The sequence below is a fragment of the Amycolatopsis sp. NPDC059021 genome, from assembly GCF_042739895.1.
Classification (GTDB): Bacteria; Actinomycetota; Actinomycetes; order Mycobacteriales; family Pseudonocardiaceae; genus Amycolatopsis.
The window spans coordinates 93,275-104,495 of the sequence record NZ_JBHYIQ010000008.1 but is presented as its reverse complement, the minus strand read 5'-3'; the positions used below and the strand labels follow the sequence as shown (position 1 = coordinate 104,495).

The 11,221-nt window shown below is 71.8% G+C and carries 13 protein-coding genes and 1 pseudogene; 7 read left to right on the top strand and 7 right to left on the bottom strand.

Annotated features, from left to right (window positions below):
- Window positions 1–106: 106 nt before the first annotated feature.
- The gene (locus tag ACFWX1_RS06990; protein WP_378384661.1) at window positions 107–406 is read right to left on the bottom strand and encodes a DUF1330 domain-containing protein; all 300 of its coding nucleotides are present in this window, start codon (window positions 404–406) and stop codon (window positions 107–109) included.
- A 107-nt stretch (window positions 407–513) separates the two neighbouring features.
- Between ACFWX1_RS06990 and ACFWX1_RS06985 the strand changes: the two genes are divergently transcribed.
- From ACFWX1_RS06985 to ACFWX1_RS06955, 7 genes are all read left to right on the top strand, one after another.
- Window positions 514–1,221, top strand: coding sequence for a TetR/AcrR family transcriptional regulator (locus ACFWX1_RS06985; protein ID WP_378384793.1), 708 nt, complete (start codon window positions 514–516; stop codon window positions 1,219–1,221).
- A 40-nt stretch (window positions 1,222–1,261) separates the two neighbouring features.
- On the top strand, window positions 1,262–1,711 hold the full coding sequence (locus tag ACFWX1_RS06980) for a group II truncated hemoglobin (RefSeq protein ID WP_378384659.1): 450 nt from the start codon (window positions 1,262–1,264) through the stop codon (window positions 1,709–1,711).
- Window positions 1,712–2,260 carry a molybdenum cofactor guanylyltransferase gene (locus ACFWX1_RS06975; protein ID WP_378384658.1) on the top strand — a complete coding sequence of 183 codons (549 nt, stop codon included), beginning with the start codon at window positions 1,712–1,714 and terminating at the stop codon, window positions 2,258–2,260.
- Window positions 2,261–2,429: 169 nt separating this feature from the next.
- Window positions 2,430–3,497: an AAA family ATPase gene (locus ACFWX1_RS06970; RefSeq protein WP_378384656.1), complete on the top strand. Its 1,068-nt coding sequence runs from the start codon at window positions 2,430–2,432 to the stop codon at window positions 3,495–3,497.
- 6 nt (window positions 3,498–3,503) lie between these two features.
- Window positions 3,504–4,448 (top strand): DUF58 domain-containing protein, encoded by a 945-nt coding sequence (locus ACFWX1_RS06965; protein WP_378384654.1) that lies wholly within the window; start codon window positions 3,504–3,506, stop codon window positions 4,446–4,448.
- 76 nt (window positions 4,449–4,524) lie between these two features.
- Window positions 4,525–5,505 (top strand): VWA domain-containing protein, encoded by a 981-nt coding sequence (locus tag ACFWX1_RS06960; protein ID WP_378384653.1) that lies wholly within the window; start codon window positions 4,525–4,527, stop codon window positions 5,503–5,505.
- Window positions 5,505–5,876, top strand: a complete 372-nt coding sequence (locus ACFWX1_RS06955; protein WP_378384651.1) for a hypothetical protein — start codon at window positions 5,505–5,507, stop codon at window positions 5,874–5,876. Before ACFWX1_RS06960 ends, ACFWX1_RS06955 begins: the two co-directional genes overlap by 1 nt.
- Before the next feature lie 6 nt (window positions 5,877–5,882).
- Here the strand turns inward: ACFWX1_RS06955 and ACFWX1_RS06950 are convergent, their stop codons facing one another.
- From ACFWX1_RS06950 to ACFWX1_RS06925, 6 genes and pseudogenes are all read right to left on the bottom strand, one after another.
- The gene (locus ACFWX1_RS06950) at window positions 5,883–6,344 is read right to left on the bottom strand and encodes a tRNA (cytidine(34)-2'-O)-methyltransferase (protein ID WP_378384649.1); all 462 of its coding nucleotides are present in this window, start codon (window positions 6,342–6,344) and stop codon (window positions 5,883–5,885) included.
- A gap of 5 nt (window positions 6,345–6,349) precedes the next feature.
- Window positions 6,350–6,778 carry an acyl-CoA thioesterase gene (locus ACFWX1_RS06945; RefSeq protein ID WP_378384648.1) on the bottom strand — a complete coding sequence of 143 codons (429 nt, stop codon included), beginning with the start codon at window positions 6,776–6,778 and terminating at the stop codon, window positions 6,350–6,352.
- Between the two features lie 95 nt (window positions 6,779–6,873).
- Entirely contained in the window at window positions 6,874–8,133 is a 1,260-nt protein-coding gene (locus tag ACFWX1_RS06940) for an alpha/beta hydrolase family protein (RefSeq protein ID WP_378384646.1), read from the bottom strand.
- A gap of 101 nt (window positions 8,134–8,234) precedes the next feature.
- Window positions 8,235–9,179: a TAXI family TRAP transporter solute-binding subunit gene (locus ACFWX1_RS06935; RefSeq protein WP_378384645.1), complete on the bottom strand. Its 945-nt coding sequence runs from the start codon at window positions 9,177–9,179 to the stop codon at window positions 8,235–8,237.
- On the bottom strand, window positions 9,176–10,582 hold the full coding sequence (locus tag ACFWX1_RS06930; RefSeq protein ID WP_378384643.1) for a sensor histidine kinase: 1,407 nt from the start codon (window positions 10,580–10,582) through the stop codon (window positions 9,176–9,178). Before ACFWX1_RS06930 ends, ACFWX1_RS06935 begins: the two co-directional genes overlap by 4 nt.
- Before the next feature lie 4 nt (window positions 10,583–10,586).
- Window positions 10,587–11,123: pseudogene (locus ACFWX1_RS06925) on the bottom strand (response regulator transcription factor); the annotation flags it as partial.
- Window positions 11,124–11,221 lie beyond the last annotated feature (98 nt).

Below are 11,221 nucleotides of genomic sequence, written 5' to 3'. Positions count from 1 at the left end.
TCCCTCAATTTTTTCCTCCAGCGGGAGTATTTTCCGGGGGCCGGATTTTGTTTTTGTTTTGGGGGGGGGGGGGGGGGGGGGGGGGGCCGCCCCCCCCCCCCCGCCGTCATTCGCCCGTGTCTTCGGCGAACAGCAGCCGGACGTCTATCGCGCCCTCGCGGAGTGCCTTGGCCCGCTGGTATTCGGGTGAGTCGTACCACTCCCGGAGCCGGGCCATGTCCGGGAATTCCACGACGGTCGTGACGCGGGACGGCGACGGCCAGGTGCCTTCCACGGCTTCGGGCACCGCGCCCCGGAGGCGGTAGACACCGCCGTACCGCCGGATCGACTGCTGGGCCAAGGACCGGTATTCGAGCGCGCGTTCCGTGTCCAGTTCCTCGGCTTCGACGAGTACGTAGGCGGGCATGAGTCCTCCCAGTGATGAGTCGCGGCGTAGCGGCGTGACAAAAGGAAACGCCGTGTACTTTTGCTACACCGGAGATTAACGCAACGGTGTAGGGTGTCAAGGTGCCGATGCCGACCGACCACCAGGTGAGCCGCCGGGAGCGGCTGCGCGCGGAGACCACGCGGGAGATCGCCACGATCGCCCTGCGGCAGATGGCCGCGGACGGACCGGGGGCGATTTCGCTGCGGGGGATCGCGCGCGAGATGGGGATGACCGCGCGTGCCATCTACAGCTATTTCGCCACCAGGGACGATCTGATCACGGCGTTGATCGGGGAGATGGCGGCGTCCCTCGCCGACGCGCTCGAAGCCGCGCGCGACGTGGTGCCCGCGACGGATCCCGCCGGGCGCCTGGTCGCCTGGGCCACCGCGCTGCGCGAGTGGGCGCTGGCGAATCCGGAGGGATTCCGGCTGGTCTACGGCGACTCGATCCCCGGCTACCAGGCGCCAGAGGACAGTCCGGTGGAGCGGGCCGCGCTCCGGATCTGCGGCGGCCTCAACCGGCTGGTGGCGGCCTGTGCCGACGTGCGGGCCGCGCGCGAGGACGGCGTCGGCTGGCCGCGGTTCCCCGAGGCGTACCGGGCGAAGATCCAAGGGGAGGTCCCCGGCCTCTCGCCCGAGGTGGCGGCGCTCGCGCTGCGTGTCTGGGGACGCATGCACGGCCTGGTGTCCCTGGAGATCTACGGCCACCTGCGCCCGGTGTACGAGGACCCGGCCGAGCTGTACCGCGCCGAGATGGCCGAACTCGCGGAATCCCTCGGCGGGTCACGCGGCTGATCCGGTGCCGCGCACCGGGCCGGTGTGCGAGGCTCGGCGGGTGCGTCCTTCCCTGTTCGAATTCGCCGGTGGCGAGCCCGCGTTCCTGGCGCTCGCCACCGCGCACCACGCGCGGTGCCTCGCCGACCCCGAGCTGAATCACCCGTTCTCCCATCCGGACCAGCATCCGCGGCACGTCGAACGGCTGGCGGCGTACTGGGCCGAGGTCATGGGCGGGCCGCCGCGGTACTCCGAGTCGTGCGGGGACCACACCGCGATGCTGGCGATGCACTCCGGCAACGGCGACATGAGTGATCTCGGCCGCCGGTTCGTCGAGTGCTTCGTGCACGCGGCCGACGACGCGGGGCTGCCGGACGATCCGGCGTTCCGGGCGGCCTTGCGCGCGTACATGGAATGGGCGGTCACGGAGGTCCTGTCCTATCCGGACGACGACGGGGTCCCGGCCGGGCTGCCGATGCCGCGCTGGACCTGGGACGGACCGCGGGCCTGAATGCGGTACGCGGGGATCGTGCTGGCGGGCGGCCGCGCGCGTCGGCTGTCCGGAGTGGACAAACCGGCGCTGGTCGTGGACGGGACTTCGTTGCTGGCCAAGGCGATCTCGGCCCTCTCGGGTGCTGAACGGATCGTGGTGGTCGGACCGGAGCGGCCGGGCTTCGGCGACGTCGTGTGGACGCGGGAGGCGGAGCCGGGCAGTGGACCGGTCGCGGCGCTGGCGGCAGGGCTCGCCGAGATCCCGGCGGACGCCGAGCGGGTCGTGGTACTGGCGGCGGATCTGCCCGGCGTCCGGAAGTCCACTGTGGACCGGCTGCTCGCCGCGCTGGACACGCGCGACGGCGCGGTACTGCTCGACGAAGCCGGGGAACGGCAGTGGCTGCTGGGCGCGTGGCAGTCCGGGGCGCTGCGCGCAGCGCTGCCGGAGAAGGCCGAAAACGCGTCGCTGCGCCGGACACTGGGCGGTCTGGAGATCGCCGAGGTCCTCGCCCGGCGAGGGGAGGCCGACGACATCGACACGCCGGGGGATCTCGAGCGGCATTCTTGACGTCTTCACAACTGTCACACCGGTGATGTTGTTGACTGACGTCGCGGGCCGCCGTGTGCCGCCGTGCCCCGCCGCCGGGGGAGGCAGTACCGTCGCACCGCAGGCGTGATCACCGTCGCGGCGCCCAGTTCGCCGCCTCGCGGTGGAGTGGAGACACACAGGAGGCAGAGTGACCGAGGCCGGCTACGCCGAGGGTGGCAACGGGCAGCAGGCCCCGACACCGGCGCGGGACGCCCAGCTGCTGGAGCGGACCGTGTTCGAGGTCAAGCGCATCATCGTCGGCCAGGACAGACTGGTCGAGCGCATGCTCGTCGGGCTGCTGGCCAAGGGCCACCTGCTGCTGGAAGGCGTGCCCGGCGTGGCGAAGACCCTCGCGGTGGAGACCTTCGCGCGGGTGGTCGGCGGGTCGTTCTCCCGTGTCCAGTTCACCCCGGACCTGGTCCCCGCCGACATCCTCGGCACCCGGATCTACCGCCAGGGCGCCGAGCGCTTCGACGTCGAACTCGGCCCGGTCGTGGCGAACTTCGTGCTCGCCGACGAGATCAACCGCGCGCCGGCCAAGGTGCAGTCGGCGATGCTCGAGGTGATGGCCGAGCGGCACGTGTCCATCGGCGGGCAGACCTTCCCGATGCCGGACCCGTTCCTGGTGCTGGCCACGCAGAACCCGATCGAGAACGAGGGCGTCTACCCGCTGCCCGAGGCGCAGCGCGACCGGTTCCTGTTCAAGATCGTCGTGGAGTACCCCTCCGCCGAGGAGGAGCGCGAGATCATCTACCGGATGGGCGTCACGCCGCCCACCCCGCACGAGGTGCTCAGCCCGGCCGAGCTGGTCCGGCTGCAGGGCGTCGCGTCGCAGGTCTTCGTGCACCACGCGCTGGTCGACTACGTGGTGCGGCTCGTGCTCACCACCCGTACGCCGAACGAGCACGGTCTCGCCGACGTCGCCGGGTGGGTGTCCTACGGCGCCTCGCCGCGCGCGAGCCTGGGCATCATCGCCGCCGCGCGGGCGCTCGCGCTGGTCCGCGGCCGCGACTACGTGCTCCCACAGGACGTCGTCGACGTCGTCCCGGACGTGCTGCGGCACCGGCTCGTGCTGTCCTACGACGCGCTGGCCGACGGTGTCCCCATCGACCACATCATCAGCCGCGTCCTGCAGACCGTTCCGCTGCCGCAGGTCTCCGCGCGCCCGCAGGGCGGCTCCGGGCAGCCGCCCGTCGGCGCCGCACCCGTCAGGTAGCCCGCGGTGGTGAAGAACGAGCAGGGCGAGCACCCCTCGTGGGCGCCGCCGATCCTGCGCGGGGACCGGCTGGAGGCCGGGCTGCGCACGCTCGAACTGGACGTGCGCCGCAGGCTCGACGGGCTGCTGCAGGGCAACCACCTCGGCCTCGTGCCGGGGCCGGGTTCGGAACCGGGCGAGGCCCGGCCGTACCAGCCCGGCGACGACGTGCGCCGGATGGACTGGGCGGTCACCGCGCGGACCACCACCCCGCACATCCGGGAGACGGTGGCCGACCGCGAGCTGGAGACCTGGGTCGTCGCGGACCTTTCGGCGAGTCTCGACTTCGGGACCGCGTTGTGCGAGAAGCGGGATCTGGTCGTCTGCGCCGTGGCCGCGGTCGCGCATCTGACCGGCGGCGGCGGTAACCGGATCGGGGCACTGATCTCGAACGGCGCGGAGTCGGCGCGGGTGCCCGCCAGGGGCGGGCTGGCGCACGCGCGTGGTCTGGTGCGCCGGGTCGCGCAGACGCCGCGTGCGGCCGAAGGCGTGCGGGGCGATCTCGCCCAGGCGCTGGAGCAGTTGCGGCGGCCGCCGCGCAGGCGGGGGCTCGCGGTGGTGATCTCCGACTTCCTCGGCGGCACCGACTGGCAGCGTCCGCTGCGGGCACTGGGCGGGCGGCACGACCTGATCGCGATCGAGGTGCTCGACCCGCGGGACGTCGACCTGCCCGAGGTGGGCACCGTCGTGCTCGCCGACCCGGAGACCGGGAGACAGCGCGAAGTGCACGCTTCGGCGTTGCTGCGCAAGGAGTTCGGGGCGGCCGCGCAGGCGCACCGGGCGGAGGTCGCGAGCGCGCTGCGGCGCGCGGGCGCGGCACATCTGGTGCTGCGCACCGATTCCGACTGGATCGCCGACATGGTGCGGTTCGTCGTTGCTCGTAAACGTCGTTGGTCAGGGGGAGTAGCATGAGCGACGCTTGCGAGCGAATCATGGATGTCATGCGCCAAAAGGGAATTGACACTGTCTCGCGAAGCGAGTCCTTCGCATGAGCCTCACCGGCTTCGCGTCGCCGTGGTGGTTCCTGCTGCTCCTGGCGGTCGCCGCCGTCATCGTCGGGTATGTGCTTTCGCAGCGTGCCCGCCGCAAGCGGACGATGCGGTTCGCGAACCTGGAGCTGCTGGAGAAGGTCGCGCCGAAGGCACAGGGCTGGATCCGGCATCTCCCGGCGATCCTGATCGTGCTGGCGATGCTGGTGCTGACCGTCGCGCTCGCCGGTCCGACCGCCGAGCAGAAGGTCCCGCGCAACCGGGCCACGGTGATGCTGGTGATCGACGTGTCGCTGTCGATGGAGGCGACCGACGTCGCGCCCACGCGGCTCAAGGCGGCGCAGGAGGCGGCGAGGTCGTTCGCGCAGAACATGACGCCGGGGGTGAACCTCGGGCTGATCTCCTTCGCCGGGACGGCGACCGTGCTGGTCAACCCGACCACCGATCGCGGCGGCGTGGTGAAGGCGATCGACAACCTCAAACTCGCGCAGTCCACCGCGACCGGTGAGGGTATTTTCGCGGCGCTGCAATCGATCGAGAGCTTCTCGGCGGTCGTCGGTGGCGCGGAAGGGCCCCCGCCCGCGCGGATCGTGCTGATGAGCGACGGCAAGCAGACCGTGCCGGACGACCTGTACGCGCCACGGGGCGGGTACACCGCGGCGCTGGCGGCGAAACAGGCACAGATCCCGATCTCGTCGATCTCGTTCGGGACCTCCCACGGTTCGGTGGACATCGACGGCAAACCGCAGGACGTCCGGGTCGACGACGAGTCGCTGCAGGAGATCGCGCGGCTGTCCGGCGGCGACTTCTACAAGGCGGCCAGCGCGGACGAGCTGAAACGGGTCTACGCCGACCTCGGCGAGCAGATCGGCTACGAGCTCAAGGACGCCGACGCGAGCAAGCCCTGGGTCGTACTCGGCACGCTGGTGCTGATGATCGGCGCGGCGGCGTCGTTGTTCATCGGCCAGAGACTGCCCTGATGACGAGCCCGTCCGTCCTGGCCACGGCGCCGGGGGTGATCCCGTACGTCGAGTATCACGACGGTCCACGGAGACTGCTCGTCATCGACATCCCGTGTAATGGCAACGAGGCACGCCGGAGCGCGCCGATCGCGAGCATCGACGGCAGGCAGTACGTGGTCTCGTGGGGCACCGTGTCGTTCGAGATTCCCGCCGACCGGAACGTGCATGTCAGCGTGTATCTGCAGAGCAGCGGCGGCGGGACGCACTACGCGTCGACGCAGTTCGCCTCCGCCATCCTGCCTCCGCATCCGGCTCCGGCGCGGCTGGCCGCGAGACTTTCCGCAGCCATGGAGGGGGCACTCGTGCCGGTCGAGCCGCCCCGGGCCTGAGGCGGCTCACGAGTTCGCGAAACCGTTCTGGCGCCAGGCTTCGTAGACGCTGATGGCCGCGGTGTTCGCGAGGTTGAGGGACCGGCTGGTCGGCAGCATCGGCAGGCGGACGCGGTCGGTGACCTCGGGCGCGTGCTGGACCTCGGTGGGCAGCCCGGTCGATTCCGGGCCGAACATGAGCACGTCTCCCGGCGCGTAAGCGACGTCGGTGTGCAGGCGGGTCGCGGACGCGCTGAAGGCGTAGACCTTCGCGGGCAGCAGGGCGTGCCACGCCGCGTCGAGATCGGCGTGGACGTGCACGCGGGCGAGGTCGTGGTAGTCGAGGCCGGCGCGGCGCAGCTGCTTGTCCTCGAAGGTGAAGCCCAGCGGCTCGACCAGGTGCAGCTCGCAGCCGGTGTTCGCGGCGAGCCGGATGGCGTTCCCGGTGTTCGGCGGGATTTCCGGGTGATAGAAGAGGATCCGGAACACGCGGGTCAGCCCTCGGCGGGCAGGTACGGGGCGTAGGCGTCACGCACCTGCGGGGGTGGCGCGGTCTTGCTCATGGTGGCGGGGTCGACGAACACGTACCGGAGGGTGGCCTCGGCGATCAGCGTGTCACCGCGGCGGATCTCGAAGTCGAAGATCAGCGACGTCGTGCCGAGATGGTTGAGGAACGGGGAGACGACCAGTTCCTCGTCGAAACGCGCCGGCGCGCGGAACTTCAGGGTGCACTCGGCGACCACGACGTCCACGCCGTGGGCCAGGAACTCTTCGTGCGTACCGAAAAGCGCCTTTTCGAGTTCGAAGCAGGCCATGTCGACGTAGGCCATGTAGTTGGCGTTGAAGACGATGCCCTGCCCGTCGCATTCGTGGTAGCGGACGCGCAGCGGCATCTCGACGATCGGCTTGCGAGGTGCGGTCATCCGTCCAATCTAGGTGATCGGATCGGACGGATGACCGCCTGCCCGACAGTGTTTTATGCGGGCCACCCGCACCCGAGCGGGTGCTCGGCAAGGCACTACACGAACTTCACCTCGGGGTAGCACGGCGAGGGACCGTCGAACAGATGCCGGTCGAAGCCGCGCAGGTGCAGGTCGAAGAATCCGGAGACGAAGTCACGCTGCACGGTCAGCGAGCGCCCGGGATCGACGGTCCCGATGAAGTTCTCGCGGTTCGCGGGCGTCATCAGGCCGCTCAGCTGCGGGACGACCGCTTGGAGATCGCTGTAGCTGTGGTGCCTGCTGCCGTCGATCGTGAGATCGCGTTTCCAGCCGCGCTGGCCGGCCCAGAAGTCGACCCACGACCGGTCGAAGGGGTTGAGGTGGTTGTGGTCGGTCAGCTTGCCGGTGGCCGGATCGGCGAGCTCGCTGCCGAACAACAGGAACGGCCGGTCGAGACCGTGCTTGACGACCTCGCCGGGCAGGTACGGGACACCGTTGGCGCCGAAGCCGTAGGCCATCGCGCCGTCGAGGTTGATGCCCGCGCCGACGCGGCGGTCGTGGTACATCGTCTCGCCGCTGGTGTAGCCGCCGTAGGAGTGGCCGAACATGCCCACGCGCGAGAGATCCAGCGCCTGGCCGAGATGACGGGGGAGCGGGCGCTGTTCCGCGTCGGGGTTGTCCCCGTTTGCCAGGCGGGACAGCTGGTCCAGCAGGAACCGGCTGTCGTCGACACGGGCGTCGATGGCCTTCTTCATCTCCACGGGGTCACCGGGAGCGGACATCGAGCGCTCGATCCGCCCGCCGGGGAACTCGACCGCGGCGGACTCGTGGGTGTGGGAGAGCGAAACGACGACGTACCCGCGGCTGGCGAGGTCGTCGGTGAGGACCGTGTCGAGTTCACGCGGGCCGCCATAACCGGGCGAGAACAGGACTACAGGGCGTTTTCCGAGCGACGGGTCGGCCGGAGCGCCGAGGTGTGCCTGACGCCGGGTCGCGGCCCAGTCGACGGAGCCCGGCGGAATGCCCAGCAGCTTCGGGGCGGCGTCCGCCATCACCGCCGCCATTCCCGGTTCGAGCTGAGGCGCGCGCGGTGTCGTCCCGGCGTGCCGGACGGGATAGGTGACCGTGGCCATCAGTTCTCGTTGCTGCGAAGCCACCCATGGATCCTTGCGCCGTGGGTCGACGAGATGCAGCGAGGTGGTTCCGGCCTGGTACGGGCCGGTGAGGGCGGGCAGGGTGAGCCGGACGGGCGCCGCCGCGGGAGCGGCGGTGGCCGGGACCGCGGCGCCGAGGGTGGCGGCGAGCGCGAGACTTCCGGCCACGGCGAGGGAACGCAACGTGGACCTCCAGAACGTCGAAGATCTTCTCACTCTGGCGGAGCGCCGAGCGCGTCCGCGTCCCACATTTGAGGGACACGGGTCCGACCCCGGTAGGGGTTTCAGCCGTGCAGCGCGCGGTAGGCGGCGGCCGCGCCGGGATGCAGCGGCACGGCGCCGGTCCCGATCAGGGTGCGCACGTCGAGGAACTGCGTGCCGACCGCCTGGGCGGGAACGAGTTCGGCGGCCCTGCCCACGAGCAGCCGCACCACCGCGTCGGCGACGTCGCCGGGCAGCGCGGGCGAGCAGACGAGCAGGTTCGCGACCCCGATCGTGCCCAGCTCGCCGACGCCCCGGTAGGCCTCGGCGGGGACGAGGACCTGGTCGTACACCGGACCGTACGCGGCGCGTAGCGCGGACAGCACGCCGTCGAGCGGGACGAGCGTGATCGGCGTCGTACGGTTGAGCTCGGCCAGCGCGGGGGTCGGAATCCCACCGGACCACAGGATCGCGTCACTGCGTTTCGAGGCCAGCGACGCGATCGAGTCGGCGAGCTGCAGGTGCTGCGCGTCCACCCGCACTCCCGCGGCGGCGAACAGCCGTTCGCCGAACTGCGCGGCGCCCGAACCGCTCGCGCCCAGCACCACGGGACGCCCGGCCAGATCGGCGAGTCCGCGCACGCCGCCGTCCGCCCTGGCCACGAGCTGGAGGTAGTTCTCGTAGACGCGGCCGATCGCGCGCAGCGGCACCGGCGCGGTGAACGGGCGGGTGCCGGTGGCCGCGGCGTGCGCGATGTCGGAGCTGACCAGGCCGAGGTCGGCGGCGCCGTCGCGGATGCGCTGCACGTTGGTGACGCTCGCGTCGGTCGGCACGGCGGTGCAGTGCAGCCGTGGCTCTGCACGGCCGAGTTCCGCGGCGAGGAGCTCGGCGAAGGCGAGGTAGAACCCGCCGGGCTCACCCGCGGCGATGGTGACGGTGCGTTCCGGGCCGCGGTACCCCGAGGGCGAACATCCGGCGAGTGCGAGGCCGAGACCGCCGAGCAGCGCGGTGCGCCGTGACACCTTCACGCATCCTCCTCGGCCAGCGGCAGGACGACCCGGACGTCGAGCCCGTGTGGCTCCACGGCGTGCAGTTCGAGCCGCCCGTCACGGGTGCGGACGTGCTGGCTCGCGATCGCCAGGCCCAGCCCGGTGCCGCGTGGCGCGCCTTCGCCGCCGCCCCGCCAGAACCGCCGCACCGCGCGCTCGCGGTCCTCTGTGGACAGTCCGGGACCGTCGTCGGCGACCGACAGGGTCGCGGTGCCCGCCGCCGGATCGGTGCTCCAGCGCGCGGTGATGGTGGCGCCGCGCCCGGCGTAGTGCACGGCGTTGTCGAGCAGGACGTCGAGGATCTCGGCGAGCTGGCCTTCGGAACAGCGCACGAGGACCGGCTCGGAGTGCCCGTCGGCGGGCACGATCTTCGCGCCCGCCTTGTCCGCGGCCGGACGCCAGGCGTCCACGCGCTCGGAGAGCACCGACGGCAGATCGCACGGCTCGTCCTCGGCGGCGCCCGCCGCCAGCCGGGTCGCCGTGCTCTCCGCGAGCGCCAGCGCGAGCAGGCCGTCGAGCAGCTTCTCCAGCCGCTCGACCTCCGAAACCGTTGCGCGGTAAGTCTTCTGGGCCTCCTCGTCGATGTGCGGCGCGAGCCCGTCGACGCGCAGCCGGAGCGCGGCCATCGGGTTCCGGAGCTGGTGGGAGGCGTCGGCGACCAGCTGATGCTGTTGTTCGGCGGATTCCAGGACGGCGTCGGACATCCGGTTGAACAGCCTCGCCAGCGACCGCAGCTCACCGGGCCCCGCGCGCTCGCGCACCTGCGCGCGATGCCCGGACGCCACCGCGAGGACGCCGGCCTCGAGTTCGGTGAGCGGCCGCAGCATCCAGTGCGCCAGCAGCACGGCGAGCAGCACGAACACCACCGCGACCAGCAGCGCGCCCGCCCCGATCGCGCTCCAGCGGTCGGCGACGTCGGCGGTCGCCGCGGCCACCGACGCCCGGAGCACGACGACGCCCGCCACCCGTGTCCCGGTGCCGACCGGCCGGGCGAACAACGCGGGCTCGCCGGACCACGGCGTGAGCTGCTCGACCTTCGGCGCCGGCTCGTTGCGCATGGTCGCCTCGACGAGCGCGTGCACGGCGGGTTCGGCTGCGGTCATCCCACCCGCCTGCACGAGCGGCACGCGCTGCGCGTTCACCACGACCACGGCCTCGCCGTACAACTCGGCGTACCGATTCGCGTCCGCGGTGAGCGCTCCGGCATCGCGGGAGTCGACGGCTTGCTGGGCCAGCACGACGAAGCGGTCGACGTCCGCGCTGCGGCCGATGACCAGCTGCTGGGTGCGCTGCTCGGCGGTGGAGATCAGCAGCGGTACCGCGAACGCGGCGACCACGGCCAGCGCGAGCGTGACCAGGACGACCAGGAGGCGGGTACGCACCGGGTCAGTCCCGGCCCAGCCGGTAGCCGAAGCCGCGGATGGTGGCGATCAGGCCGGGCCGGTCGAGTTTCGACCGCAGCCCGGTCAGGTGGACGTCGAGCGAGCGGGACACACCGACATGGGCGTCACCCCACACCTCGTCCATCAGCCGCTGCCTGCTGACCGCGGCGCCGGGACGCTCGGCCAGCACGGCGAGGATGTCGAACTCCTTGGTGGTCAGCCCGATGTCGCGGCCCGCGACGAGCACCCGCCGCTTCCCGAGGTCGATTTCGACGTCCTCGATACGGACGACGTCCCCCGCCGGGACGGCGCGGGCCGCGGCACGGCGGACCACGGTGTCCATCCTGGCGAGCAGTTCGGCCTTGCCGACGGGCTTGCGCAGGTAGTCGTCGGCGCCGAGGCGGAGGCCGCGGACCACGGTCCGCTCGTCGCCCAGCGCGGTCAGCACGATGACCGGCACCGCGGAGACCTGGCGCAGTTTGCGCAGCACCTCGAGCCCGTGCAGGTCGGGGAGCATCAGGTCCAGCAGCAGCAGGTCGGCGTGGGGGGGGGGGGGGGGGCCGGGCGGGCCGCCCCGCGCGCCGCCGTGTGGCGGGGGGCGGGGGGCGGGCGGGGGGTGGGGGGGCGGGGCGGCGGCGC